Annotated in this window: 25 protein-coding genes; 15 read left to right on the top strand and 10 right to left on the bottom strand. The window is 58.2% G+C overall.

The window, feature by feature from the left end; all coding sequences use genetic code 11:
• Nucleotides 1–5: 5 nt before the first annotated feature.
• Nucleotides 6–713 carry an energy transducer TonB gene (locus BUA15_RS06165; protein ID WP_072715097.1) on the bottom strand — a complete coding sequence of 236 codons (708 nt, stop codon included), beginning with the start codon at nucleotides 711–713 and terminating at the stop codon, nucleotides 6–8.
• A gap of 151 nt (nucleotides 714–864) precedes the next feature.
• On the opposite strand from BUA15_RS06165, the gene BUA15_RS06160 reads away from it, so the two are divergent.
• The 5 genes from BUA15_RS06160 (at nucleotide 865) to BUA15_RS06140 (ending at nucleotide 6,343) form a co-directional block, all read left to right on the top strand.
• Nucleotides 865–2,154, top strand: a complete 1,290-nt coding sequence (locus BUA15_RS06160; protein WP_072715096.1) for an amidohydrolase family protein — start codon at nucleotides 865–867, stop codon at nucleotides 2,152–2,154.
• Nucleotides 2,155–2,180: 26 nt separating this feature from the next.
• The gene (locus BUA15_RS06155; protein ID WP_072715095.1) at nucleotides 2,181–3,386 is read left to right on the top strand and encodes an amidohydrolase family protein; all 1,206 of its coding nucleotides are present in this window, start codon (nucleotides 2,181–2,183) and stop codon (nucleotides 3,384–3,386) included.
• A 4-nt stretch (nucleotides 3,387–3,390) separates the two neighbouring features.
• Entirely contained in the window at nucleotides 3,391–4,377 is a 987-nt protein-coding gene (locus tag BUA15_RS06150) for an MDR family oxidoreductase (RefSeq protein ID WP_072715094.1), read from the top strand.
• 2 nt (nucleotides 4,378–4,379) lie between these two features.
• Entirely contained in the window at nucleotides 4,380–5,591 is a 1,212-nt protein-coding gene (locus BUA15_RS06145; RefSeq protein ID WP_072715093.1) for an NAD(P)/FAD-dependent oxidoreductase, read from the top strand.
• A gap of 65 nt (nucleotides 5,592–5,656) precedes the next feature.
• Nucleotides 5,657–6,343, top strand: coding sequence for an outer membrane beta-barrel protein (locus BUA15_RS06140; protein ID WP_072715186.1), 687 nt, complete (start codon nucleotides 5,657–5,659; stop codon nucleotides 6,341–6,343).
• A gap of 4 nt (nucleotides 6,344–6,347) precedes the next feature.
• On the opposite strand, the gene BUA15_RS06135 is transcribed toward BUA15_RS06140, so the two are convergent.
• The gene (locus BUA15_RS06135; protein ID WP_072715092.1) at nucleotides 6,348–6,956 is read right to left on the bottom strand and encodes a DUF429 domain-containing protein; all 609 of its coding nucleotides are present in this window, start codon (nucleotides 6,954–6,956) and stop codon (nucleotides 6,348–6,350) included.
• Between the two features lie 65 nt (nucleotides 6,957–7,021).
• Here BUA15_RS06135 and BUA15_RS06130 point away from each other — a divergent pair, with 65 nt between their 5' ends.
• The gene (locus tag BUA15_RS06130; RefSeq protein WP_072715091.1) at nucleotides 7,022–8,404 is read left to right on the top strand and encodes a M28 family metallopeptidase; all 1,383 of its coding nucleotides are present in this window, start codon (nucleotides 7,022–7,024) and stop codon (nucleotides 8,402–8,404) included.
• Between the two features lie 159 nt (nucleotides 8,405–8,563).
• A complete protein-coding gene (locus BUA15_RS06125) occupies nucleotides 8,564–8,980 on the top strand; it encodes a PleD family two-component system response regulator (RefSeq protein WP_245771947.1) in 417 nt (138 codons plus the stop codon).
• A gap of 2 nt (nucleotides 8,981–8,982) precedes the next feature.
• On the opposite strand, the gene speA is transcribed toward BUA15_RS06125, so the two are convergent.
• Nucleotides 8,983–10,941 carry a biosynthetic arginine decarboxylase gene (gene speA, locus BUA15_RS06120; protein WP_072715185.1) on the bottom strand — a complete coding sequence of 653 codons (1,959 nt, stop codon included), beginning with the start codon at nucleotides 10,939–10,941 and terminating at the stop codon, nucleotides 8,983–8,985.
• A gap of 87 nt (nucleotides 10,942–11,028) precedes the next feature.
• A complete protein-coding gene (locus BUA15_RS06115; protein ID WP_072715089.1) occupies nucleotides 11,029–13,386 on the bottom strand; it encodes a DNA polymerase domain-containing protein in 2,358 nt (785 codons plus the stop codon).
• Nucleotides 13,387–13,470: 84 nt separating this feature from the next.
• Here BUA15_RS06115 and ccmA point away from each other — a divergent pair, with 84 nt between their 5' ends.
• Complete coding sequence (ccmA, locus tag BUA15_RS06110) at nucleotides 13,471–14,115, top strand: heme ABC exporter ATP-binding protein CcmA (protein WP_072715088.1); 645 nt, start codon at nucleotides 13,471–13,473, stop codon at nucleotides 14,113–14,115.
• Here ccmA and BUA15_RS06105 read toward each other — a convergent pair.
• A complete protein-coding gene (locus BUA15_RS06105; protein ID WP_072715087.1) occupies nucleotides 14,093–14,800 on the bottom strand; it encodes a ComF family protein in 708 nt (235 codons plus the stop codon). The two genes, ccmA and BUA15_RS06105, sit on opposite strands and share 23 nt — an antisense overlap.
• Nucleotides 14,801–14,913: 113 nt before the next feature.
• Between BUA15_RS06105 and BUA15_RS06100 the strand changes: the two genes are divergently transcribed.
• Together BUA15_RS06100 and BUA15_RS06095 are read left to right on the top strand one after the other, a co-directional pair.
• Nucleotides 14,914–15,159: a hypothetical protein gene (locus BUA15_RS06100; protein ID WP_072715086.1), complete on the top strand. Its 246-nt coding sequence runs from the start codon at nucleotides 14,914–14,916 to the stop codon at nucleotides 15,157–15,159.
• 15 nt (nucleotides 15,160–15,174) lie between these two features.
• Nucleotides 15,175–16,356, top strand: a complete 1,182-nt coding sequence (locus tag BUA15_RS06095; RefSeq protein WP_178139387.1) for a tRNA-queuosine alpha-mannosyltransferase domain-containing protein — start codon at nucleotides 15,175–15,177, stop codon at nucleotides 16,354–16,356.
• A 216-nt stretch (nucleotides 16,357–16,572) separates the two neighbouring features.
• Here BUA15_RS06095 and BUA15_RS06090 read toward each other — a convergent pair whose 3' ends face one another.
• The 4 genes from BUA15_RS06090 to BUA15_RS06075 form a co-directional block, all read right to left on the bottom strand.
• Entirely contained in the window at nucleotides 16,573–17,022 is a 450-nt protein-coding gene (locus BUA15_RS06090; protein WP_072715183.1) for a hypothetical protein, read from the bottom strand.
• 50 nt (nucleotides 17,023–17,072) lie between these two features.
• Entirely contained in the window at nucleotides 17,073–18,353 is a 1,281-nt protein-coding gene (gene icd / locus BUA15_RS06085) for an NADP-dependent isocitrate dehydrogenase (protein ID WP_072715085.1), read from the bottom strand.
• A gap of 85 nt (nucleotides 18,354–18,438) precedes the next feature.
• Nucleotides 18,439–19,824, bottom strand: a complete 1,386-nt coding sequence (locus BUA15_RS06080) for an alkaline phosphatase D family protein (RefSeq protein WP_245771946.1) — start codon at nucleotides 19,822–19,824, stop codon at nucleotides 18,439–18,441.
• 565 nt (nucleotides 19,825–20,389) lie between these two features.
• Nucleotides 20,390–21,142 carry a polyprenol monophosphomannose synthase gene (locus tag BUA15_RS06075; RefSeq protein WP_072715084.1) on the bottom strand — a complete coding sequence of 251 codons (753 nt, stop codon included), beginning with the start codon at nucleotides 21,140–21,142 and terminating at the stop codon, nucleotides 20,390–20,392.
• A gap of 214 nt (nucleotides 21,143–21,356) precedes the next feature.
• Between BUA15_RS06075 and pdhA the strand changes: the two genes are divergently transcribed.
• The 5 genes from pdhA (at nucleotide 21,357) to BUA15_RS06050 (ending at nucleotide 26,369) form a co-directional block, all read left to right on the top strand.
• Nucleotides 21,357–22,496, top strand: coding sequence for a pyruvate dehydrogenase (acetyl-transferring) E1 component subunit alpha (gene pdhA / locus BUA15_RS06070; protein WP_072715083.1), 1,140 nt, complete (start codon nucleotides 21,357–21,359; stop codon nucleotides 22,494–22,496).
• Nucleotides 22,497–22,535: 39 nt separating this feature from the next.
• A complete protein-coding gene (locus BUA15_RS06065) occupies nucleotides 22,536–23,519 on the top strand; it encodes a pyruvate dehydrogenase complex E1 component subunit beta (protein ID WP_072715082.1) in 984 nt (327 codons plus the stop codon).
• Between the two features lie 32 nt (nucleotides 23,520–23,551).
• A complete protein-coding gene (locus BUA15_RS06060) occupies nucleotides 23,552–24,868 on the top strand; it encodes a pyruvate dehydrogenase complex dihydrolipoamide acetyltransferase (protein WP_072715081.1) in 1,317 nt (438 codons plus the stop codon).
• Between the two features lie 71 nt (nucleotides 24,869–24,939).
• Entirely contained in the window at nucleotides 24,940–25,761 is an 822-nt protein-coding gene (locus BUA15_RS06055; protein WP_072715080.1) for a metallophosphoesterase family protein, read from the top strand.
• Nucleotides 25,762–25,910: 149 nt separating this feature from the next.
• Entirely contained in the window at nucleotides 25,911–26,369 is a 459-nt protein-coding gene (locus BUA15_RS06050; protein WP_072715079.1) for a hypothetical protein, read from the top strand.
• 60 nt (nucleotides 26,370–26,429) lie between these two features.
• Here BUA15_RS06050 and BUA15_RS06045 read toward each other — a convergent pair whose 3' ends face one another.
• A complete protein-coding gene (locus tag BUA15_RS06045) occupies nucleotides 26,430–26,759 on the bottom strand; it encodes an HPF/RaiA family ribosome-associated protein (protein WP_072715078.1) in 330 nt (109 codons plus the stop codon).
• Nucleotides 26,760–26,765: the final 6 nt, after the last annotated feature.

Below are 26,765 nucleotides of genomic sequence, written 5' to 3'. Positions count from 1 at the left end.
CTGCGTTAATGCCCACCGTCGTTGTTGGCCTGAACCGGACTGGGTAGCAAGCGAAAGCGCACGGGCAACTGCATGCGGACGCGCACCGGACGGCCGTTCTGTTTACCCGGAATGAAACGCACGCGGCGCAGGGCCGCTACAGCCGCTGAGTCAAGGAGTGGATGCAGCGGTTCAATGACCTGAATGCGGGAGGGGCGTCCGTCCGTTTCTACAATAAAACGAAGCACCAGCCGCCCTTCAATACCCGCACGAATGGCTTCCTCTGGGTATTCGATGTGGATGTAGTAAGCCCCTAATCCTCCAATGATGCGTGGTGGTTGCTCTGGGTTCTCGAAGATAACTTCTCGCGCCTGGAGACGCGCCGGAGGTTCTAACCGGCGGCGCAGCTTAAACGTTGGCCGCTGCGAAGTGTCGCGGCCTTCCTGTTTCTGTTCAGGTTCTGGGGGCGTAAAGCGGGTGATCGGAACGCCTGCGTCTTCCTGGGCTTTCGCTTCAAGCTGCGTCGCCATTAAGGCCAGTCGCCGATCTTCTTCGACCAGTTGCCAGCCGATGGGACGTGGGGCCGGGTACCAGGGAAGCCGGGTAAGCCATAAACACAGCATGAGGACAACGGCTAAGCTGCCAAGGAGGCGGAGCGCATAGATGTGCTCTCGCACTTCCAGCCGATGGTAGAGCTGGCGGCGTCTCCAAGACCCTGTAGGCCCACGCCCCATGACCACCTCACCCAGTGAGAAACCTCTGTGAAAAAACCATAGACAGTCCAAAAAGTTGCCGGATGGCTCATCGACGTCCGCCCTTTTCTGAATTTTGCCTAACTTTAAAACCCTCTGCATAGGTATGTGCCACCCAACCTGGAGCCAGCGTATGCGGGTATCTCTGACATTGTTGGCGGTTCTGGTCCCGTTGGTGCTCTATGGGCAAGAACAGCCGCTGGTTTTTCGTGGGGCCCGACTTTATCCCATCAGTCAGCCTCCCATTGAACGCGGCGTGCTGGTGGTGCAGCATGGCAAGATCGTGGCGGTAGGGCCCGAGGATAGCGTGCCAGTTCCGGAGCGAGCTACGGTTTATGACGTGACGGGTAAGGTAATTATGCCGGGACTGGTCGATACGCATTCACACATTGGTCGCGTTGAAGGCGGCGACCGCTCCGCGCCCATGCATCCGGCGGTCCGCACCCTGGATGCCATTGATGTGCGGCATAGCTCGGTGCAGCGGGCGCGGGCAGGCGGCATAACCACTGTGAATGTGATGTCGGGTTCTGGCCACCTGCTCAGTGGTCAGACGGTTTACTTGAAGCTGCGCAAAGGCAACACCATTGAAGACCTGCTTTACTGCAAAGACCCGCTGACAGAGGTCTGCGGGGGATTAAAAATGGCCAACGGTACCAATCCGCAGGGCGATCCCCCGTTTCCAGGGACCCGGGCCAAGGCAGCCGCCCTGGTGCGCCAGCAGTTTCTGAAAGCCTTAGCCTATCGGCGCAAAATCGAACAGGCAAAGGGTGATCCCGAGAAGATGCCAGAGCGTGATCTGGATATGGAAGCGCTGTTGGAGGTGCTGGACGGGCGGCGGATCGTGCATTTTCACACGCATCGGCACGACGACATTCTGACTGTGCTGCGTCTGCAACGAGAATTTGGATTCCGCGTTGTGCTGCACCACGTCAGCGAGGCCTGGAAGGTGGCCGATGAAATTGCCGCTGCTGGCGTGCCCAGCTCCATCATCATCCTGGATGCGCCAGGCGGTAAACTGGAAGCAGTGGATCTAAGCATGAAAAATGGGGCCGCGCTGGAGCAAGCTGGTGCAGCAGTGGCCATTCATACCGATGACCTGATTACAGATTCGCGATGGTTCCTGCGAGCGGCAGCCCTGGCCGTTCGGGCGGGCATGTCTCCCGAAAAGGCTCTGGAGGCCCTTACGCTGGCCGGCGCCCGCATGCTAGACCTGGCCGACCGCATCGGCTCCCTGGAGCCCGGTAAAGACGCGGACTTTATCGTTTTGTCCGGCGATCCGCTCAGCGTCTATACGCATGTAGAGCAAACCTGGGTGGAAGGCCAGAAGGTGTTTGACCGGGCAAATCCAGAAGATCGTAAATATGCAGTGGGGGGAGCCGGGGTATTTGAGGATGGGGATGTGTTTGTACATGCTGATCATTGAACCAGGAAAAAAATGGATTGGGTGCTATGAAAGCATGGAGTCTGCTGGTCGGACTGTCGTTATGCGTGGCTTCTGCCCGGGCACAACTGGCTGTGCGGGCGGATACGCTCTATACAATGAGCGGCGCTCCGATTATAGAGGGGGTTGTGCTGATCCGGGATGGAAAAATTGAACAGGTCGGACCGGCACAGGACGTTCGCGTTCCCGAAGGATACCAGGTGCTGGAAGCCGCTGTTGTTACGCCCGGGCTTATCGACGCGCACAGCGTGGTCGGATTGGCCGGCATCCTGAACTATGACCACGACCAGGATCAACTGGACCGTTCCGATCCGATCCAGCCAGAGCTGCGGGCTATTGACGCCTACAATGCACGGGAAAAACTGGTAGCATGGGTGCGCAGCTTCGGCGTGACAACGTTGCACACCGGTCACGGGCCAGGGGCGGTCATCAGTGGCCAGACCATGCTGGTCAAAACGCGCGGCGAAACAGTCGAAGAGGCGCTGGTTGATTCTGTGGCGACCGTTGCGGCCACGCTGGGCCCCATGATTGAACGCTACTTTCGCAGTCCCGGGACTCGCGCCAAGGCGGTGGCCATGCTACGGGCCGAACTGCTCAAAGCCCAGGCCTATCGCCGCAAGCGGCAGGCTTCGGATCCGGCGCGGCGTCCTGATCCAGATCTGGGGTTGGAGACGCTTGTTCGCGTGCTCGATGGCGAAATTCCGCTGATGATCACAGCGCAGCAGGTGCCTGAAATCATGGCAGCGCTGCGCCTGCAACGCGAGTTTGGCTTTCGATTGATTCTGGATGGGGCTGCGGAGGCGTACCTGGTGCTGGATGAGATCAAGAAGGCTGGCGTTCCGGTGATTCTGCATCCGACAATGGTGCGTCCCCGGGGCGAAACGGTCAATGCCACCCTCGAAACGGCGGCCAGGCTTTATGAGGCGGGCATTCCTTTTGCCTTCCAGAGTGGCTTTGAAAGCTATGTGCCTAAGACGCGGGTGGTCCTGTTTGAAGCGGCGATGGCCGTAGCCAACGGGTTGCCCCGTATGGCTGCGCTGGAGGCCTTGACGATTCAGGCCGCCCGTATTCTGGGAATTGCGGATCGCGTAGGCTCGTTAGAACCCGGTAAAGATGCCGATCTGGTGCTTTTCGACGGCGATCCCTTCGAGTACACCACGCACGTATGTGGCGTAATCATTGAAGGCGAACTCGTTCACCAAACCTGTCAGTAATTCCATGCGAGCACTGGTCCTGTACAACGAAGCCGGCTCAATTCAACCGCGTGTGGAGACGCTGCCGGAAGAACGTCTGCCAGAAGGCGACGTGCTGCTGGAGGTGCATTACTCCAGTCTGAATTACAAGGATGCCCTGGCGGTCACGGGCAGGGGAAAAATCATTCGCGGAGACTATCCCTTCGTACCAGGTATTGACCTGGTAGGTACCGTTCTGGAATCGAGTAATCCCAATCTCAAGCCCGGTCAGACGGTGATCGTAACAGGCTGGGGAATTGGAGAGTCGCAGTGGGGAGGATACGCAACGCGGGCCCGCGTGCGCGCTGAATGGGTAGTGCCGCTTCCTCGTCGGCTTACACCCCTGGAGGCGATGGCCATTGGCACGGCTGGTTTTACGGCCATGCTTTCGGTGATGGCGCTTGAAGAGCACGGTCTCATGCCAGATCAGGGCGAGGTTGTAGTGACAGGCGCCAGTGGTGGGGTGGGAAGTCTGGCTGTAGCTATTCTGGCCCACCTGGGCTACGAGGTGGTGGCCTCCACGGGTAAGCCTGCGGCTCATGGGCTGCTGCAGGCGCTGGGGGCAGCACGCGTCATAGACCGGCAGGAGCTGGGGCAGGGACCCCGGCGACCGCTCGACTCCGGACGCTGGGCAGGAGCTGTTGATACGGTTGGAGGCGCAACGCTGGCAGCCCTGCTCAGTCAGATCAAGCGCCATGGTAGCGTCGCTGCCTGCGGGTTAGCGCAGAGCCACGAGTTCACCACCACAGTTTTTCCATTTATTCTGCGTGGTGTTAACCTGCTGGGCATTGATTCGAACACCTGCCCTCAGGAGCGACGGCGTCGGGCCTGGCATCGTCTGACGCACGATCTGCCTAAGGAAGCGCTCCACCGGGTTACCCGTGTCATTCCGCTTTCGGAAGTGCCACAGTGGAGTGAAGCGATGCTTGCCGGTAAAACGCAGGGCCGCCTGGTCGTTGACGTACGGACGTAGCCGTGACACGATCTTACTGGCAGCGACAACATCAGGCGGCCGAACGCATCGCCGACATTGCTATTGTCGGAGGCGGGGTCATTGGGTGTGCTACTGCCTTCTGGCTGCGTCGGCTTCGGCCGCAGTTGCGTCTGATGCTGCTGGAAGCCAGCGCGCTGGCCGATGGGGCCAGTGGGCGCAATGCCGGGTTCATCTTGCCCGGCGCATCGGCCGATTTTCTGAAGGATTGTCGCCGATACGGCGAAACGCGAGCGCGCAGGCTCTGGCAGTTTACGCGGGAGAATCGCTCGCTGCTGTTGCGTGAACTGGATCCGGCTGCCTTTGACTGGGAGAGCAGCGGAGCGCTGATTGTGGCAGGCTCAGCCGAAGAAGAAGCGCGGCTGCAACAGGCTGTCGCTTTGCTCCGAAGCGATGGCATACCGGTGATTTTTCTGACGTCTGCCGAGGTGAACCGGCGGCTTCAGGCGCAGGGATATCGTGGTGGGCTGTATCTGCCTGAAGGAGGCTGTCTGGATCCAGTAGCCTTTGTGCGGTACCTGGCTATCCAGAGCACGGCAACCGTGCTGACGCACCATCCCGTGCTGGCACTGATGCCCTGTAATGAGGGGGTGCGGCTAGAGACACCTTATGGGGCAATCCGAGCCGGGCAAGTGCTACTGGCGCTAAACGCCTATCTTCCCCGGCTGCTACCGGAGACAGCCGCTTATGTGCGACCTGTGCGCGCCCAGATGTTGGCTACCGAGCCAGCGCGCCAGCGCTGGATTCCCTGTCCGGTCTACTCACATGAAGGCTTTTTTTATCTGCGTCAACTGCGTGATGGTACGTTACTGCTGGGCGGTGCCCGGCATTTACATCTGGAGGAAGAAGTAGGATATGACGATGTCACGACTGAGGCTCTGCAGGCTGATCTGGAGCGCTATTTGCAGGCCTATTTTCCCCAGACCACGGGGCTCAGGGTGCGTTGTCGCTGGAGTGGCACGATGGGGTTTTCGCCAGATGGTCTTCCGATGATCGACCAGATTCCCGGGCTGCCAGGTAGTTACTGGGTAGCTGGTTTTACCGGACATGGCATGGGATATAGTTTCCGCATGGGGCGACTGCTGGCTGAGTTGCTCCTGGGACAGCCTCAACCGGAAGGCTATGATCTGTTTGCGCGGAACGGACGAGCTGTCTTTGCAAAGGACGCTAGCGCACCGAATCCTGCGCATCCATAAGCAACGGAACGCATATGTTGCGGCATGACCTGCATAGCACAGATAACCGTCACATGCGGGGCATCATGCGCATACTGCCCGGAATAATGCTGGGGGTATGGCTGAGCCTTTCTGCACAGGCGCAAACAACCTTTCAAGGAAGCGTCTACTTGCTCGCCGGAATCCCACAAGGAGCTTTCCGAGCTAACGTTGACAATGCAGGCTTCGGGCTGGACTTTGACGTAGGTTGGCGCTTTCAGCATGCACCGCTCTTTCTGGGCGCAGAGCTCGGGTTCATGATCTACGGTGTAGAACGCCGAAAAGAGCCGTTTAGCATGACTATTCCGGACGTAACGGTCGATGTGGAGACGGTCAACAACATGGCCATGGGGCATCTGGTGATGCGCGTGCAGCCCGCGCTAGGGCGACTCTGGCCCTTTGTAGAAGGATTGGCTGGTGGGCGTTATTTCTACACCCGCACTTCTATCGAAAGCGAACAGCAAGAAGAAATTGCCGCTTCGACCAACTATGAAGATGTGGCGCTGAGTTATGGGTATGGAGGGGGCGTGGAAATCGAACTGTATCAGAAAGCTACCCCCCGAAGACGGCAGCGGCTGCTGCTGCATGTAGGAGGACGCTATCTGTATGGATCCGAAGCGGAATACCTGCGCAAAGGATCTATACGACGCGTTAACGGACGCGTCTTCTACGACGTATATCGTTCGCGAACGAATGTGCTTATCTGGCGTCTGGGATTGACGTTTCATTTTTAACCATTCAATACCAGATCAGGCCCTCGTCGGGGTCTCCCAGGGAAGCGGCCTGATGGTGCGCATAGCGCCAGGCGGTCCACCAGGCCAGGAGAGCGTCCACGCCGTGCCAGCTAACGGGAGGTTCGGCGCAGGGTTGGGGCAGCAGGGGTAATAGATCGTGGGCAAAAACGGCGGGGTCGTCGCGGCGGTAGCGAGCCTGAAGGTTTTCGGGCAGGCGGCGTTGGACGATCAGGCGCGGATAGGTTTCCAGCACGGTGCTACCGAGGCGGCGCAGGTGGTGAGCCAGGGCAATAGCGCGTGCAGTCAGTCCTCCCAGAAAAAGCGGAGACATGGCACCGGCCAGGCGGTCAGCCGCGCGAAAGAAAAAGTCGGGGGCTTTGTCCTGAGGAGGACCGCAATAGGCGCGCGGGAGGCTGAGGGGGGCGTCGATGGCAAGGAGGCGCGGTGGATGCGGAGTGAGCAACCGTTTGAGCCAGAGGTCGGCATCGGTCTGGCGAGGGCAGGCGCGCAGGTGGAGGCGGCCGTCGCGGCCGTTCCAGGCGAGCACCGTTGTGCCTGCCGTGCGGGCGCCAAAATCTAGGCCGCAGTAACTGTCAGATGCGGGAGAAGGCATGGCGTTTCTGCAGCAGGTTTTGTAAGCTACACGATAATCCGGGTTAACCTGTCGGTCAAGCCATTATGCGTTCCTTTATCACCGCCCTCGTTTTTGTGATTAGCGGACTTGCACAGGCGCAGACGCTATCGGATACGTTGTGGAACCGCTATGAGGCCATCGCACAACGCATTATCGAGACAGCACTGGCCGACAGCAGTGCGTTCGAACGTTTGGCTTATCTGGTGGATACGTTTGGGCCGCGGTTCAGCGGCACTCCGCAACTGGAGCGAGCCATTGATTGGATTCTGGAAACCATGCGTCAGGACGGGCTGGAGAACGTTCGAGGGGATACTGTAATGGTACCTCGTTGGGTGCGTGGGCAAGAGGCGCTGGAGCTCCGCTATCCTTATCGAAAGAAGCTGGCTGTGCTGGGGTTGGGAGGCAGCGTAGCCACACCGCCCGAAGGTATTGAGGCTGAGGTGCTGGTAGTGCGCTCTTTTGACGAACTGGAAGCCCGGCGAGAAGCGGCGCAGGGACGTATTGTTGTGTTCAACGTGCCGTTTACCACCTATGGGGAGACCGTACGTTACCGCGTGTTGGGGGCGATAGCTGCTGCGCGCGCCGGTGCGGTAGCGAGTCTGGTTCGCTCGGTGACACCCCGTTCGCTGTACACGCCGCATACCGGGAGCATGCGCTACGAGCAAGGGGTGCCGCGCATTCCACACGCTGCGTTGACCGTCGAGGATGCCGAACTGCTGCAACGGTTACAGGATCGAGGGCAGCGGCCACGACTCTGGCTCTACATGGAGGCGCAAACGCTTCCAGAGGTACCGTCGCGCAATGTGATGGCTGAGCTGGTGGGAAGGGAGCGTCCTGATGAAATTGTTGTCGTAGGAGGACACATTGATTCATGGGACGTAGGGCAGGGGGCTATGGATGATGCAGGCGGATGCGTGGCAGCCTGGGAAGCCGTGCGACTTTTGAAACGGCTGGGATTGCGGCCACGCCGAACCATCCGTGTTGTGCTCTGGACCAACGAAGAGAACGGCCTGCGAGGGGCATTGGCGTACCGGAATCGCTACCGAAACGAACTGGACCGGCATGTGCTGGCCATTGAATCGGACGCCGGCGTGTTTCGACCAGAGGGGTTCGGATTTACCGGGACGCCCGAGGCGCTGGCCATCGTTCGCAGGATAGCGCGATTGCTTCAGCCGATCGGAGCAGATCGTATCTGGGAAGGAGGTGGGGGAGCTGACATTGCTCCGTTAATGCGTGAAGGCGTGCCGGGCATGGGATTGCGCGTAGACGGCACGCGGTACTTCTGGTATCATCATACCGACGCCGACACCATCGACAAACTGGATCCTCATGAACTCAATCTGTGTATTGCCGCACTGGCCATTATGGCTTATGTCGTAGCTGATCTGCCGGAGCCGTTGCCGCGGCGGTTTCCGCCGGGTGGCTGACCGCTCGATGCCAGCGGGCATGATGCTTGCTCCTCTGGCTTAATCCCCACCGGTTTTGAACCGATACTTGAAATAGCCCCAGGGAGTTAAGCATTTTGTTCAGATATGCAGGCGATCAACCACCAGGCCTCAGCCGGACGTGCAGCAGCAAAGGAGCCCTTGCAATCATTCCTGAACGAGCTCCTTGCCGTAATTCAGTCGCTCCAGGTGCAACTGCAGAAAGTACCGCATTCGGAAAAAACGACCGAGACGCCTCCCGTTGTGCAACGCTTTCAGGTGGCCGATACGCACTGGGTGGCTTCACTGGTCGAAATTCACAGCGTGCTTTCTGGCCGACTGCTGGTGTTAGAGGCCCGCGGGCCCCGACCGGACTGGACGCGGATAATCCGGTTGCGTCGAGAGATGCCGCTGGCCGACGTACCGCTGCTGGTAGTGTTGCAGGAAGATAATCCGCAGGTAATTACGGAAGCCTATCAAGTGGGAGCAGACGCCTGTCTGGTGCGACCGGTAAATCCGGCTCAACTGCTGGGTATTGCGCTGTATTTGCTGCGCCGGGGACGGCGCCGGGCAGCATAGCGTCAGTGTTCCAGGTAGGTGGAAGTGCGCAGAATGCGTCGGTATAACTCGAGGAGGTCTACGCCTTCACGCGGACGAATAAAGCCTGTCCGTACTTTTTCCTGGATCAGGTGGTTCATGCGACGCTCGAGGTCATTGGGGTAGTACTGCACCTGAGCCAGTTCCTCTTCGACCGTTGCACCGGGTAAGATCAGCTCAACGTAAAAGTTGCCCGGTTCGTCTTCATCAAGATAAATGTGGGCTTCTGTTACACGGCCAAACAGGTTGTGCTGGTCACCCATGATGTCCTGATAGGCGCCCATGAGAAAGAAGCCTAAATAGTAGGGTTCACCCGGACGCAGAGGATGCAGCTCCAGCGTGTGTTTTTCGCCAACGGGCGTAACAAAGTCCCGGACCTGGCCGTCGGAGTCGCAGGTCAGGTCGATCAGGATGCCTCGTCGAGAGGGCGGCTCATCCAGCCGATGGATAGGCATAATGGGAAAGTGCTGGCCGATGGCCCAGTGATCGATTAAGGAACGAAAAACAGAGAAATTGCACAGGTAATGATCTGCCAGTTGTGTGGGAAGCTGGCGCAGGGGATCAGGCAGATCCTGCAACGCTTCGGGGGCTTGGGGGAGGCGCTCGCAGAGGCGCGCGCAGGTAGCCCAGTAAAGCTGCTCGGCTGTTGCTTTTTGTTCGAGTGTGAGGGCACCTTCCCGAAAGGCCTGGTTGACCTGGTGGCGAAGCGTCTCCAGACGCTCATGCAGAGCAAGAGGGGCTTCAGAAGCGGCGAGTTCGTAGAGTTGATGCAGCGCTTCCAGCAGGGCATGGTGCTGCCCGTCGGCCCAGGAGGGGCGTTCGTAGTGACGGGAGCGGGTATCAAGCACCTCAGTTATAAAGACCGAATGGTAAGCGGTTAGCGCTCGGCCGCTTTCAGAGATCAGGACAGGTGGAGGAACATCTTCCGCGTTGCAGACCTGTTGTACGGTTGCTACCACGGCGCGGGCATAATCGTCCAGCGTGTAGTCGATACTACCTGGCGCTTCAGGATTCCCTGCCTCATAGGTAACGCCCAGTCCTCCGCCAATGTCCAGGTAGGTAATGCCAAGGCCCCGCTTGCGCAGCCGGGCATAGATGCGGGTTGCTTCGGCAACGGCTTCCTGCACCTGTTTCAGGTGGGCAATCTGGCTGCCCATATGAAAGTGCAACAGTTGCAGGGAGAGCGCTGAGTGGTTGTCGGCAATGTGGTCGAGCAAGCCCAGAAGCTCGGCAAGCGATAGCCCGAACTTGGAGGTTTCACCGCCAGACTCAGACCACAGCCCGGATCCTGTTGCCGATAGACGCAACCGTATGCCAAAAGCAGCAGGCAGGCTAACCGGGGGAAGTGTGCGGTCCTCCAACACCTCCAGCAACAACTGAAACTCTGCCATGCGCTCTATGACGGGAATCACTTTTTTGCCCAGACGCTGCCCTGCCAGGATGAGCTGCATCATGGCCCGGTCCTTACAGCCGTTGCAAATCAACAGCATATCGTCCCGGTCCAGGTAGGGCAGCGTAGCCAGCAATTCGGACTTGGAACCGCATTCTAAGCCAAAGGAAAAAGGAAGGCCCGCTTCCAGGATTTCTTCAACAACCTCACGAAGCTGGTTGACTTTGATGGGATAGACTCCCCGATACGTATTGGCATATCCTGTTTCGGCAATGGCTCGCCGAAAGGCCCGGTTGAGCTGGGTGACGCGCGTGCGCAGCAGATCTTGAAATCGTAGCAGGAAAGGTGGATGAACATTCTGCGAGCGCAGACGGGCAACCACTTCAAGCAGATCGATGGATGGCCCGTTAGGGCCTAAAGGACGGACAGCTACGTGCCCGGAGTCATTAACGTGGAAATAACCCGCCCCCCACGCCGGCACGTGGTAGAGTGCTTCCGCCGAGCGGGGAGTCCAGGCCTCTGTGTCTGTCTGCAGGTGTTGGACCTCGTCCAAGGGCGGCTCGAAGTTTGGGGCACAGGTCGAGGTCCGAACGCTACGCATCTGGGACGGGTTTCGCAGCCGCATCCCTCGCATGTTTTTTTAAAACGGAGGGGCCGTGAAGACTTCCTCGGGGTCACGGATCTGACGGACCAGACGAATGCCCTCGGCAGAGAACCCAAATAAATCGTCCGGCGAAAAGATGCGTCGAAAGTCGGCCGGTGTAAAGAAAGGCTCGAACTTGCGAGCAAATTCGTCCAGGCGCCGAAGGTAGTAGGCAACATTTTCGTCCGGATTGGCGGGGTCCCACTCTTCGGCCAGGCGGCAGTGCTCATAGGCAGCTACGTTCGGATGCGTGCCCGTAATGTAGTAGGTAATGCGGTCCCCTTTGCGCACGGAGCGACCTGCTGCGCGCAGGCGGAGCGCCAGCTCATAGGCCGCGGCGCGAGGTCGGCGTCCTGCTTCTACATCCGCCAGATAGTTGTCTAACGTGTCTTTCAACGTCTCGGTACGTGCAAAGTCGTGCACGCTTTCCCAGTCGTGTTGCAGAATGCGGGTGCGATAGCGCAGGTAGAGTTCATGCAATCCTTGAATATTCTCTTCCAGCAAACAGGTGATGGCTTCGCGCACAAACTGTCGCCCGAACCGTTCGACGGAACGCGAGATAAGCGAGGAGCCTTTGAATTTCAACGTGCCATCGTAGCCCAGCAGCGCATAGTTTTTCTTTTTATAGGAGAGCATTTTCCGGAAGCGTCCCTCGAAGCCTACGCGAATTCCGGCAGGTAGTGTTTTGCCGAGCTGCTCAACAAAGGCGCGTTCAGCCGCTTCATCCCGCACATGCGGGGGAGGTACGAAGAGTACGCCGTCGGTGTCTACTTCGACGACCTGGCCGCCAGCCCGCTGGATGGCCTGAATGAGTCGGCGCAGCACTTCCTGACCGGTAGCGGCCACGCGATCGGCCGCCTCGAAGTCGTTGAAAGCAGCCAGCGAGAAGCCCAGCATGCCGTAGAACGAGTTAATCAGGATCTTGTAGGAGTTCTGCCGGGCGTCGAGTTCGCGGCGCAGCGCTTCGGAAGAAGCCGCCCGCATCTGGCGCTTGGTTTCCAGGCGCAGTTCGGTCAGCCGACGCAGCAACTGCTGAAACAGCCCCAGCCGATCGGTACGCGGCTGGATGCCATAGGTGAGCATAATGGAAGGATAGAGGCTTTCAACATCCACGTAGACAATCGGGCCAACCACGCCTGTTACGAAAACGTCAGTGTATCCGCCCAATGCCTGGCTGCCCCACTGAGGGCAGGGCAGGCTATGGCGCTGTCGCAGATACTCACGCACCATGAGCGCTTCGATTTTAGCGGCCGGACCGGTGCGGGCCACCTGCCCGTAGGGCATAGGCACCATCTGGGTCAGGTAGAAGGCCGAGCCCGACAGCATGCGGGCTAATCGTTCCGTTTCTATCGCGTCGTCGAGCACGTAGGCGCGCACGCGCTGAGGATCTTCCTTCCAGGTGCGCGACAGTTCGGCTCCGGCAATGTAGGTCCGGTCCCGGGTGGCAAGACCGAAGTAGCGTGCCACCGTCTTCAGCGTGTAGTCGGGCAGATCGCGCTTGAATACATCGAAGGCCAGTACCTGAAAGTACACGTCTATGACATGCCGGCCAGCTATCTCAAAGGCAGTGTACTCGACGGTGCGTTCCGCAAAACGGATGCTTGCTGGAAACGTGCGAGGTTCGGAGCCGTCGCGTCCCAGCCCCAGGGGAATACCGTAGCGCTGGCAACGTCGCTGCAGATAAGGCAGATCGAAAGCGAGCAGGTTGTATCCCTCCAGGACGTCGGGGTCCCGGTCGCGCAGCACTTCCAGAAACTGACGCAACAGCGCAGCCTCGGAGCCAGCTTCGCGTACGTCCAGCACGCGGTGCCAGCCCCGGTTGTCATGCAGCGCAATGAGCACAATCTGGTCTTCAGGTCGCTCGGCGTTGGGGAAACCAGACGTGGTATAGACCTCAATATCGAGCTGGAGACGATGGAGGTCGTTGAGCGTCATGCCTTTGAAGCAGGTGCGACCCGATTGCATCAGGTACTGCTGGGCCGGGGCATTGATCTGGTAGATAGGCGGACGCTCGGCGCCCACAGCAGCCTGTTCAACATGCCGGATCGCCTCCCGATAGGCGGTCCAGCTTTCAAAGACGACCAGGTAGCGGAAGTGCTCGCGTCCCCGCAGCGGTTGAAAGCGAAAGCGCCGGCGAGGATAGCCGCGCAACAGTTGAATGTCGGAGAGCAGAAAGAACGGATAGAACGGCTGCTCCTCGGTGCGCACCGTGCCGTCTTCGCCGCGCCAGTACAGGCGCACGCGGGCAGGGGTGTCAGCGTCGCCGTCCAGCAGCGGTTGCACATCTAGCAATCCCGGCGAAGGATCCCGGCCAAACAGCGCAACGTCGTCGTACAGGGAGGCCTGATCGTTCATGGCTCACGTAAAACTTGAGCAAAAGGATATACCAGAAGAAAGAGACGACGGTTCTGGTATCAGGGGTGTTGTATTTTAATACCCATGAATCGCCTTGAAGTAATTGCGCTCAGCAAGCGCTTTGGCTTCCGACAGCTGTTTGACGGGCTCTCCTTTGTCATGACGGCCGGTCAGACCCTGGCCGTTACCGGGCCAAATGGCTCCGGCAAGTCTACGCTGCTGCGTATTCTGGCTGGCGTGTTGCGCCCTTCCAGTGGGGAAGTGCGGCTGCAGGTTAATGGGCGATGGATCGAAGCGACAGATCGTCCGTTTCACGTAGGGCTCGCTGCACCTTATCTACAGCTTTACGACGGGTTTACAGCTCGAGAGAATCTGGCGTTTATTGCCCGCGCCAGGGGATTGGCTGAAGGATCCCGATGGGTAGAGCACTGGCTGGAACGGGTGGGCCTGCGGGCGTTTGCGGATGAGCCCGTGGCCATCTTTTCATCAGGCATGCGTCAGCGGCTTCGGTTGGCTGCGGCGCTGCTGACCAATCCGCCACTCTGGTTGTTGGACGAACCCCGCTCAAACCTGGACAAAGCTGGCCACCAGCTCGTCGAATCCTTGCTGGCCGAGGCGCAGCAGCAGGGACGACTGGTCGTGGTGGCTACCAACGACGCCAACGAAGCGGCCGCCTGTATGCTGCAGGTAGACCTGCAGGCGCTTGCTAAACTGCCAGGCCCAGCGTGACAAGCGTGAGGCTGCCCACGCGAACCTGGTGGAGGGCCTGAGCAGCCCAGGCAGCCGTGGCGCCGGTGGTAAGCAGATCGTCGACAAGTAGCACGTGCCGGCCGGCTACGCGCTCCGGGTAAGGAGCCACAAAAGCATGCGCTACGTTGGCGCGTCGCGCTTCCCGATCCAGATAGGTCTGGCTTTGCGTCGGGCGCACGCGCATCAGCAACTCGGGCTTAACAGGACGTCCCAGCACCTCACCGATGCCCCGGGCCAGCCAGGCACTCTGGTTATAGCCACGTTCCAGATAGCGACGACGGTGCAGGGGAACGGGTATGATGAGTTCAATGGAGGACAGCGCATTCTGAAAGGTCTGGCCCAGCAAACGACCTAGATGAAGGGCATAGACCGGCCGGTTGGCATATTTCAGCGCGTGATGCAGTGGGCGAAAAGGACCGGACGGCGAAGCATACCACAGACTGTGGGCGTCCTGAAAACAACCCATGGCTTCCGGTAATCGGTGCAGCCGACGCAATGGCTCTCCCCGAGGGACGCGACGCAGGGAAGCCAGACAACAAGCGCACAACGGAAACGTCCGTTTCGGCGAGCGCGCGCCACAATGCAGGCAGTACCCGGGATACACCAGCTCCAGCAGCGCGCGCCCCAGGCGATGTAGCGTGGAAGAATCCGATAAAACGGACATGGTTCTAAGAAAATGATTCGCATACCTGCCTGAAAAATTGTATACTTTAAAGAAAGTGCGCAAGCATACGCTCGCAACCTGCAGCATTCGGTGAACCATCCAGAGAGGGCAGCATGGCCAGTCGCAAGCGTCGTGGTATGATTATCAAAAATACGAATGATGTGCCGGTTGAAATTCCCATGAGTACGCGTACGATCCGGCTCAAGCCTGGTGAAGAGGCGTTCCTCACAGCCGAAGAAGTGCGCGATCCCGTGCTGCGCGAAAAACTTCAGGTGCGTGCTGTGTCGATTGTTCGGCCAACTACCGAAGAGGAAGAAGAACAGCTCCGTCAGCAACTGGCGCAGCAGCAGAGCAGCTAAAAATCGATAGGGCGAATGCTGAACATTCTGGCACTGGAACCCTGGTACGGAGGGTCACACAAGAATTTTCTTGATGGCCTGATTCGCCACAGTCGGCATCGGTTTCATGCGGTGACAATGGCGCCGCGGTATCGGCGCTGGCGCATGCATGGAGGGGCCGTCACCATGGCACGTAAGGCGCTGCAGGCCTGGGAGGAGGGGTTTCATCCGGACGTCATTTTTGCCACGAACATGGTCAACTTGCCTGCTTTTCTTTCGCTGACCCGAAGCCGGCTGGCGCACGTCCCGGTTATCCTGTACTTCCATGAAAACGCCCTGACCTATCCGCTTCCTGAAGGCAAAGAGCGCGATCCTGCCTTTGGATATATCAACTACCTGTCGTGCCTGGCAGCTGACCGGGTACTGTTCAACACGCGCTTTCACCTGGAAGAATTCCTGGAGGCACTTCCTCTGTTGCTACGGGCTTTTCCAGACTACACGCACCTGGACGCTGTGCAGGCAATCCGGGCAAAGGCTTCGGTGCTCTACCCGGGCATTGATCTGTCGGCGCATGATCAGTACGCTGGAAGTCGCCGTCCTCGTTACTGGGGGCCAGGTATGCCGCCTCCTACCATCCTGTGGAATCAACGCTGGGAATATGATAAGGCCCCGGAAGTCTTTCTGCGGGTGATGAACCGCCTGGACGATGCCGGCCATCGTTTTCGGCTGATTCTGGCGGGTGAGCGCTTTGAAGAGCAGCCGTATGAGCTGGACAAGGCGTTTGAGCGCTATGCCGATCGCATCTTGCACTATGGCTACGCTGAAGACTTTGAAGAATACAGCCGGCTGCTGCACCGAGCCGATATCATTGTCTCAACAGCGCGCCATGAATTTTTCGGTGTAGCTGTGCTGGAAGCTATCTACTGCGGCTGTCATCCGCTGTTGCCCAACCGACTGAGCTATCCAGAATTAATCCCTGAGCCCTTGCACCGGCCTCTCCTGCATGCTCCCACGCTGTACGAAGATGAAGAAGCCCTCTTTCACCTACTTTCGGCCCTGTTAACAGGCGAGGAACGCCCCCTGCCTCCAGAACGTCTGCGAGAAATTCCCGCGCATCTGGACTGGAAGCGTCACGTGGCCGCGTATGATCGGCTATTTGAGGAAGTAGCCGGCGCAACACCGGCGCGGTCGGACGAGGCCATGGCCGTGACAGCCTGAATAAAAAAAGCCGCGCCTCTGGGGAAAGGTAGCAGAAGTGCTCTTTCCTGGAGAAGGGGGAGCTTGTCAATCGTCGAAAGCCGGTCGGACACGCTTGCTTGCGTCAGGCTGATGGTCCGGGAGAGGTAAGTAGGACGCACCTGCCCTCTACGAATCGGGTCGGGTTGACCTGGAGTTCGACCGGGGGAAGCAAAACATTGGTTGTGTCTGGCAAGATCAGTTGTTGGATGCCTGCACGAACAGCAGCGCGTCGGGAGGCGGTGGATCGCCTTCAACAGCGTAGGCATGTGTGTCCGCTTCAGTCGTGAAGAGCAAAAGTACCGTCTGGTGGGGATCATACCGCTCGACCTGATCCAGCAACCACTGTAAGGAGGGGATTTCCTGCACAGACTGCAAAGCGTCCTGCGCTGCGTAAGCCAGGCGATGAATCATGAAACTGTGCCGCAGTGCCTTATTGCGTGGAGGCGTAGCTTCACCTACAATGAGCACCCCTTTGCCGGCCTGACGGTAACCGCTCAGCGAGGCGGCAGCCAGTTCTTCCCAGTGCGTCAGGATAAACTGGTGATGCGCGGCTTCGAGGATTTCATCGGGGCCTATCTCGGCCGGCGCCCGGATAACAAAACGCCGTCCTTCTTCATCCAGGTGTTCTGTAATGCGGTCAGGCATGCCCCAAAATAAGGCGGGGCCGGCCAGATACGACGGCCCCGCCGTCTGGTTCAATCCATGTTTTCCACGATGGCCTGCCCGAACTCACTCGTTCGGAGCAGGGTAGCGCCTTCCATAAGGCGATGAAAGTCGTAGGTGACCCGTTTCTGCGCGATTGTCCGCTCTATTCCACGAATGATCAGGTCTGCTGCTTCATGCCATCCCATGTAGCGCAACATCATTTCACCCGACAGGATCACCGAACTGGGGTTCACTTTGTCCTGCCCCGCATATTTGGGCGCGGTGCCATGTGTGGCTTCAAAGACCGCGTGACCGGTCTCATAATTGATGTTGGCACCCGGCGCAATGCCAATGCCACCTACCTGAGCTGCCAGCGCATCCGAGACGTAGTCCCCGTTCAGGTTCATGGTGGCAATCACGTCGTATTCAGCCGGACGCGTTAGAATCTGCTGCAGAAACGCATCGGCAATGACATCTTTGATAACGATCTCGCGCCCTTCGTGCTCAAGGATATGCCAGGGGCCCCCATCAAGCGGACGGGCTCCGAATTCCTCTCGCGCTAGTTCATAGCCCCATTCGCGAAAGGCCCCTTCCGTGAACTTCATGATGTTGCCCTTGTGCACAAGCGTGACGCTTTTGCGACCGCGGCTAATAGCGTAACGAATCGCAGCGCGCACCAGCCGGCGCGTGGCATCCCGGGAAATCGGCTTGATTCCGATGCCACTGGTTTCCGGAAAACGAATCTTTTGAACCCCCAGTTCTTCCTGTAAGAAACGGATGAGCTTTTGCGCTTCAGGAGAGCCCGCCGGGAATTCAATCCCCGCATACACGTCTTCCGAGTTTTCTCGGAAGATGACCATGTCGACGAGCTCCGGATGCTTAACGGGCGAAGGAACGCCTGGAAAGTAACGCACCGGGCGCACGCAGGCGTATAGGTCGAGTTGCTGGCGGAGCGCCACATTCAGCGAGCGAATGCCTCCGCCTACCGGCGTGGTCAGCGGCCCCTTGATTGCAACGAGGTAATAGTCGATAGCTTTCAGCGTATCTTCTGGTAGCCAGGTACCGAGCTGACGGTAGGCCTTTTCGCCGGCAAAGACTTCAAACCAGACAATCTTGCGGCGGCCCCCGTACGCCTTCGCCACGGCGGCATCAAAGACCTGTTTGGCCGCTCGCCAGATGTCGGGCCCTGTGCCGTCCCCTTCAATGAAGGGGATGATCGGTTGGTCCGGAACGTCCAGGGTGCCATCAGGACGCTTCAGGATACGCGCCCCTTCTGCCGGGGGAGTCAGATGCTCAAAAGCAGGGACTTCTGCAGATACCGGTTGGGCCATGATACCTGTCGGTGTTTTTCACTCAGAGAAATACCGGCTTTAAGTTAACATAAAGCGGGCCTTTTTGTCTGGTTTGGCAGAAGCTTCACGGTTCCGGGGGGCGTAGTTCACGGGCGCGGATGGTATAGCGCCAGCGTTCCTGTCCCTGCGCGTCATAGGCGGTAATGGTTAACACCCGATCGGTGCGGGGGCCAGAAAAGGTGAGCAGGACGACGTTCCGCTCGCGCAGCAGGGTTCCTTCAATGCGGAGGGGATTGTTTTCTTCTATGTTGGAAGGGCCCGCGGTCAGCGGGGAAGTGGTAATTTCGTAAAGGGGATAGAAGCCTTCCGGTTGGTAACGCATCAGCTCGGTATGATGGCGGTCGCCGCTTAGGAATACTACGCCTGAAATGCGCCGGCGCACGATTTCTTGGAGTAGTCGCTCATAATCGCGGGGGAAGCGGGCTGCCACCGACTCAAAACGCGTGTAGCGGTTGAGAATCTGGTTGCCATTGGCGACGATCTTGAAGGGTGCGCGGCTATAGGTGAGGGCATCAATGAGCCAGGTCAGTTGGGCTTCGCCCCACATGGTTTTGGTGGAATCATCGGGAGCGTCGTTGGGGCTTCGATAGAAGCGATCGTCCAGGAGGAAAAAGTCTACGTCGCCCCAGGTAAACTGGGTAAAGACACCTGGCGTGCCGGGCAGTCCATAAGACGGGTTAGCCCAGTACTGCTGGAAAAGACGCAGGGCAGCGCCTTTTAAGACGTAGCTACGGTCGGCGTTGTTCGGACCGTAGTCGTGGTCGTCCCAGATGGCGTAGTGGTGCGCGGTAGCCAGCAGTTCCTGCAGTAGAGGATGGCTGCGGGTGTGGGCGTAGCGGTAAGACATCATGGTCGGGCTGCCAAAGTCGGCTTCGCGCAGGTAGGTGTTGTCGCCCAGCCAGAGCATGACGTCGGGCTGCAGGCGGGCCAGGTGCGTGAGAATCTGGAAATCGCCTCCATAGGGACGACCGGGCCGATCGTAAGGCGGATCGTTTACGTAAAAGCAAGAAGTTGCGGCCACCGTAAAGGTGGGGGGATCGGTGCGCCACTGCCAGAGTGGCTGCGTCTGGAAACGCGGCTGGTAGGGAAGCGTCAGGATCGTGTCGTTGAGCACCACGTCATAGACGTAACGGCGGCCCGGCTCCAGATAAGGAATAGAGATATGGACGGTGTAGTCTGTTTCCGGTCCAGCAAAGTAAGGAGGCGTGATGCGTGCGCTGTCTTCTGGCATCCCCTCCTCGCGGTAGAGCAGTTGCACCTGGGCCGGGGCCCAGGTTTGCAGCCAGATTACCACTTCACGCTGGGTCGCATGGCCGTTCATTGGACCCGCACGCAGCAGCTCCGCTACAGGTAGGGTTTCGGGTAGGCGGACAGGTGCTTCCTGGGCAGCGGCTGCAATAGCCCATAGCAGCAGACCAAGCAACAGGGCACGTTTGCAATGCATCGGCATGATAACAGGCCTGATTGATCATCGCGTTCCGGCGTCAAAAGTACAAAAAGCCGCTGTAAAAAAGCAGTGCCTGGAGGCGCTGCTTGCGTCCATCCAGACTTCCGGTTTTTTCATCTTTCTGCATAAAATTGCATCAGGCGTGGGCTGAGGTGTGGCTCGTTGGCCGTTTCCCGCTTCCCGCAGAAAAAAGGAGCCACTTCTGGCCAGGGACTGCTGCATGAACGTAAAGCCCCAAAGTATGTGTCCCTGCTATTGCAGGGTTTCTGGCTGAAACCGACGTGGCATATAGCGCACTCCTATTGGCTTGCGCTGGTTGAGGGCAGGGGCGCCAGGCCTCGGGCTGGGGCTCGGGCGCTCCGGTACAGCGACCGGATATAAACTACAGGGCCTCCTTTATAATTTCGCCCCTTTCGCCATGGGTTTTAAACAAGCCTCATGTTGAAGCCAGGAATAGTCCGGGCAAAGAGGGAATTTTAAAAGCCTATCCGGGATGGTGGCAGGGGGCACATACGGTTCATGCCGGGCCAGATAATTTAGTTGATTCCAGAGAAAGGGGCCCCATCTTTTAAAGGGTTCCGAACAGATCGCGCAGCCGGAGCTCCCAGACTTTCCAGGCAGCTTCCCAGACAATGGCTTTGCTCATTTTGGAAGAGCCCTCCTGGCGGTCGGTAAAGATAATGGGCACCTCCAGAAGGCGGAATCCCTTGCGCCAGGCCCGGTACTTCATTTCGATCTGGAAAGAATAGCCGTTGGATCGGATGCGTTCCAGGTCGATAGATTCAAGCACGCGTCGGTGATAGCACTTAAATCCTGAGGTGACGTCACAGACCGGAATGCAGGTGATCAGCCGGGTATAGAGGCTGGCGCTGTAGGAGAGAATCAGCCGCGAGAGTGGCCAGTTGATGATGCGCACGCCGCCGATGTAGCGAGAACCGATAACCACATCCGCTTCGTTGCGACGCAGTGGATCCAGCAGCCGCGGCAGATCTTCTGGATCGTGCGAGAGGTCGGCATCCATTTCGGCCAGATAGGTATAGCCTCGTTCCAGCCCGAAGCGGAAGCCAGTCAGATAGGCGGATCCCAGGCCTAGCTTGCCCGTACGCTCAATGAGGAACAGGCGGTTTGGGTACTGGGGTTGCAGCGCTCGCACGCGCTCAGCGGTTCCATCAGGGGAGGCGTCGTCCACAACCAGGACGGAAACCTGGCAGGGCAAAGCCAACACCTGGGGGAGCAGTCGCGTAATGTTCTGGGCCTCGTTGTAGGTTGGAATGACAACGAGTGTGTCTGGAGTAGCTGAGCTCGTTGGCGAAGCGACCACGTTCAGCGCAGTTGCTGGTCAGTTGGGTGGCCCTTAAACTACAACAGACCTGGCAAAGACCCAAGCCTGTTTCGCTTCAAGTTCACGGGTATCTCAAGAAATGGCAGGGGTTCATCTACGCTTTCGCAGCAGCTTTGTTGTATCTTTAAACGCTCCCTTTCCACAGGGTGGCAAACGATAGCCAGGGCTTTGAACTAAGCATCACGGATTTGCTATGGCCAGCAAGACCAGGAAAAAGCAACAGGCGGCTTCAGTAGATCAGGCCGGTCTGGCAGATGGCCAGGTGCTGTTGCAGCAGGTACCCGCCAAGGCTATTCACTTTGAGCAGACGTTCGAGACGTACCCGGCCGGTGCCTACACGCACGAAGAACTTGGGCTGAGCCGGGAAGACCTCTTGAACATTTATCGCAATATGTTGCTGCAGCGGCGTTTTGAGGAGCGGGCCGCGCAGATGTACGGAAAACAGAAAATTGCGGGTTTCCTGCATCTGTACATTGGCGAAGAGGCGGTTTCGACCGGCGCTGCGTATTCGATAAACATTGGCCATGACTCGGTGATCACAGCCTATCGCGATCATGGCATTGCGTTGGCGCTGGGGATGACCGCTGACGAGTGCATGGCGGAATTGTTCGGTAAAATTGACGGGTGCTCGCGGGGCAAGGGCGGATCGATGCACTTTTTTAAGGCGGAAAAGAAGTTTTTCGGAGGGCATGGGATTGTAGGAGGACATGTGCCGCTCGGGGTAGGAATTGCCTTTGCGCACAAGTACCGGGAAGATGGGGGGGTATGCCTGACGTTTTTTGGGGACGGCGCTATGGGGCAGGGGACCGTACATGAGTCCATGAACCTGGCAGCGCTGTACCAACTGCCCGTTGTCTTCATTATTGAGAATAACCAGTACGCGATGGGCACAGCGGTCTGGCGGGCCTTTGCGAACACAGAATTTTACCGCTATGCGGCCAGCTATAACATGCCGGGGGCTCTGGTGGACGGCATGGATGTGTTCAGTGTGATCAAGGCCTTGCGCAAGTATGTAGCCATGGCGCGAGAGTATCAGCCGTCTGTTGTAGAGATTCGCACCTACCGCTACCGCGGGCATTCCATGAGTGACCCGGCCAAGTATCGCACAAAAGAAGAGCTGGAAGCCAAAAAGAAAGAAGATCCAATCATCCGCCTGAAAAGCTATCTCCTGCAGCACGGACTTTCAACAAACGAAGAGCTGGATGCGATTGATGCTGACGTCAAGAAAGAGGTGCAGGCGTCCGTAGCGTTTGCCGAAAAGAGTCCGTATCCTCCCCTGGAGTCGATCTACGAAGACGTTTACGTGCAGCCAGATTATCCATTCCTGAGCTAACGGAACAAGCTTCCAAGAACCTAACCGAGGCGATAGACCATGGCCATTATGCAGTTTCGCGAGGCCATTCGGGCCGCCATGATCGAAGAAATGGAGCGCGACGAGCGCGTTTTTCTCATTGGTGAAGAAGTCGGGCAGTACGATGGAGCCTATAAGGTAAGTGAGGGCATGCTCAAGCGCTTTGGCCCTAAACGAGTGATCGACACACCCATCAGCGAAGCAGGTTTTGCAGGACTGGGCATTGGAGCCGCGCTGAACGGTCTGCGGCCGATTGTGGAGTTCATGACGTTCAACTTTTCTTTTGTGGCGTTTGACCAGCTCGTCAACAATGCGGCTAAAATCCGCTACATGTCGGGAGGACAGTTCAAAATCCCAATAGTCTTTCGCGGACCCAACGGGGCAGCCGGGCAGCTAGCTGCCACGCACAGCACGTCAACGGAATCGATCTATAGCTATTTCCCCGGATTGAAGGTGGTCGCCCCCTCAAACCCGGATGATGCCAAGGGACTGCTGAAATCGGCCATTCGCGACGACGATCCGGTAATCTTCCTGGAGAGCGAGTTGATGTACAGCATGCGGGCTGAGGTGAATGAAGACCCCGAGTATCTGATTCCGCTCGGGAAAGCTCGCATCGCTCGAGAAGGGGAGGATGTAACCATTGTGGCGCACTCGAAAAGCTACTGGATTGCTATGGAGGTGGCCGATCGGCTGGCCGAGGAAGGATACAGCGCCGAAGTGATTGATCCGCGAACGATTCGGCCATTCGACTTCGACGCGGTCGTGCAGTCTATCAAAAAAACAAACCGCTGTGTGATTATTGACGAGAGCAATCCCTTTGCCAGCGTCTCTTCGGAAGTGGCTTTCCAGATTCAGCAACGGGCTTTTGACTACCTGGATGCGCCGGTGCTGCGCGTAACGGCTAAAGATACGCCGGCGCCTTACGCGAAAAACCTGATTGAGTACTATATGCCCAGCGTCGAGGCGGCCTACGAGGCCTGCAAAAAGGTAATGTACGTGGACTGATCCCCCGGAACCATCAAGCAAAAAAGACGGCAATGGCGATTCCTGTTGAAATGCCCAAGATGAGCGACACGATGGAAGAGGGGGTATTGGTGGCATGGCTGGTGGAGGAAGGGCAGCGCGTGTCGGCGGGCGACGTGATCGCTCAGGTGGAAACAGACAAGGCGACTATGGACCTGGAGGTCTATGACGATGGGGTTCTGTTGAAAAAAGTGGTACAAGAGGGTGAGTCGGTCCCCATCGGTGGACTCATTGCCGTGCTGGGGGAGGAAGGCGAAGACATTTCGGAGATTCTGGCCCGCTACAGCGGCAAGGCCGAGGTTCCTGCTGAGAAGGGGGCCGCAGAGCCGGCTCAGCCTGCGGCGCCGCAGGCTGAGCCAGCGCGCGTGGGAGACGGAGCCCCTGCGCCGACCGCAGCCGCCGGTGATGGCGCGGAGTTGCGCATCAAGGCTTCGCCGCTGGCGCGTAAGCTGGCCAAAGAGTATGGGCTAGATCTACGCACTATCCAGGGAACGGGACCGGAAGGACGTATTGTGCGCCGCGACATTGAAGCAGCGCTGGCGCGCCAGCGGCCGCCGGCTGAGGAGGTTGCGCCCGCGCCTGCAGCAGCTCCTGCACCGGCGCCTGCTGCTGCGCCTACCCCGGCACCGGAGCTGCCCTATGAAGCTGTACCAATCACGCCTATGCGGCGTACGATTGCGCGGCGGCTGGCACAGAGTAAATTTACCGCGCCGCATTTCTATCTGACGGTTGATGTGGATGTGGAGAAGGCGGTTGCCTTCCGTCAACAGCTTAACGAGCTGGCTGAAGCCCAGGGGCGTCCCAGAATTTCTTTCAATGATCTGATTACGAAAGCCTGCGCCCTGGCCCTGCGTCAGCACCCTGAAATCAATGCTTCGTATCTGGAGCAGGACGGTGAAATCCGTCGCTGGAAGGAAATCCACATCGGGGTTGCCGTGGCCTTAGAGGACGGACTGGTGACGCCGGTCATTCGCAACGCTGACCAGAAGGGCCTGGGCCAGATTGCGGAGGAAACGCAAGCGCTGGCAGAAAAGGCTCGCCAGCGTAAGCTACAACCGGAAGAAATGGAAGGGGCTACCTTTACCACGAGCAATCTGGGGATGTACGGCATTGAAGAGTTCACCGCCATTATTAATCCGCCCAATGCTTGCATTCTGGCAATCGGGGCCATTCGGGAGGTGCCTGTCGTGAAAAATGGCATGATTGTGCCAGGCAAGCGGATGCGGCTGACGTTGTCCTGCGATCACCGCATTGTGGATGGGGCCACCGGAGCGCGCTTTCTCAAGACGGTCCAGCAATACCTGGAGGAACCGCTCAATTTGCTGTTGTAGCGGGCACCTGAACGCCTGTCAGGACGTTAGGGGCGGGCGGTCCCCGGGGCCGCCTGTCTGTTTACGGGGCTATGGTACTTGTGCATCTTTCCGACTTGCACTTCGGACGGCTGGCGTCAGATGCCGTCGTCGAGGATCTGTTGCGTGCAGTGCACCGGCAGAGGCCGGATCTGGTAGTGATTAGCGGCGATCTGACGCAGCGTGCCCGCCGCAGTCAATTTCGAGCGGCACGCGCCTTTCTGGAAGCGCTGCCATCTCCTGTACTGGTGGTGCCGGGCAACCATGATGTGTATCCCTGGTGGTATCCGCTTAGCCGATTGGTGCGTCCGCTAGCTCGCTACCGCCGGTATATTTCCGCGACGCTCCGTCCGTCTTTTGTCTGCAGCGAAGCAGCCGTCCTCGGGTTGAATACAGCGCATGGGGCTACGGTTAAAGGCGGGCGCCTTGCGGCCGAAGACTTAGTTTACATGCAGACGTTCTTTGCCAGCGCGCCCCCGTCGGCTGTACGCATCCTGGTTGTGCACCACCATCTGGTGCCATTGCAGGCGGTAGAAACGTACGATATTGCGCGAGGTGCTCGCAAGGCATTGCAGGTGGCTGCTCAGGTCGGGGTCGAATTTATCCTGTGCGGACACCTGCACGTGGCGCATGTAGAGCCGGTCGTGGTGTACCCTGATGGCCATCGTCTGGTTGTTGTAAGCGCCGGTACTGCTACAAGCAGTCGGGGCCGAGGTCCGCATCGAGACAAGAATTTTTATAATGTCATGCGTCTTGCCAGAGGAAGCGTGCTGATTACGGAGCACTGCTACGATCCCTCCACCCGCCGATTCATCACGTTCCGTAGCCATCAATTTACGCGGGAAACGCTACCTGATAAGTGCTGTTGTGCTTAACTTTAGCTCATGAGACAGGGGCATACAGATGCGCCATAAATTACGTCAGGGGATGCGCCAATGGCGCATATTTACTGAGCCAACAGTTTTTGTCGGTTGAGCCGAACTTTTCGGACACTATTTGTTAAGTGGAAGCACCACGGATCCCAATGGCGAGAAGCCTGGATCTGGTACGTAGTCGTCCTGCAGAAGAAGCGCTCTCGATGCCGTTGGACCCCAAAGATTTTATTGCGTATGTGCAGGAGCGGTTGGCCTGGCTTCAGCGGGAGGTTGAACGACTGATCGAAGAGAACGAGCGGCTTCGGGAAGAAAATCGGCGCCTTCGAGAAGAAGTTACGCTGTATCGCCTGTTTCAAGAAATTCAACCCCCTGCTGAGGAAGGCCTTCCAGAACTGTCGGCTGAAGTGCTTCAGCAAGCCATGGCTTTTCTGGCCCAGCTGCCCGAGGAGATGAGCTTTGCGGAGTTTTTTGATCGCGCTGAACAGGCGGGCATAGAAAGCCAGGTGGCACGCGACTACTTGCTGATCTTTTTACGCGAAGATTTGCTGCGGCAGCGCGGCGGACGTCTGCAAAAAACTCCCCGGGCTACACGTTCCTCTTCCGAATAAAGGCTTTGCAAGGAGCAAGGGCAGAAACAAGGGGCGGTATATAAACCGCCCCTTGTTTTTTTACGAACGCTTCCAGGCTTCGCGAAGCTTACGTCGCTGCTCGCGCACCTGACGCTCCACCGAGTTCAGGGCGCTGAGCAGCGCCTCCTGGACCGTAGGGGCCACCTCCGTAGCCACCACGTTTTCTGGCCGGTGATAGATAACGACCCGCGCTCGGTAGGCGTGGGGAGTATGGCTATGCTCAACCTGTTGCACGGCGACCGACACGCCCGTGATGTCCCGATGCTTTTTAGCCAGCTTCTGAATGCGCTGCTCCACCTTAGCCTTCAGCGCATCGGTCAATTCATGATTTTCACTGTAATACTCAAAGGCAATTTCAGGCGTCTCCATGGAGGT

Source organism: Rhodothermus profundi, assembly GCF_900142415.1.
Lineage (GTDB): Bacteria > Bacteroidota > Rhodothermia > Rhodothermales > Rhodothermaceae > Rhodothermus > Rhodothermus profundi.
This window is presented reverse-complemented; position numbering and strand designations above follow the sequence as displayed.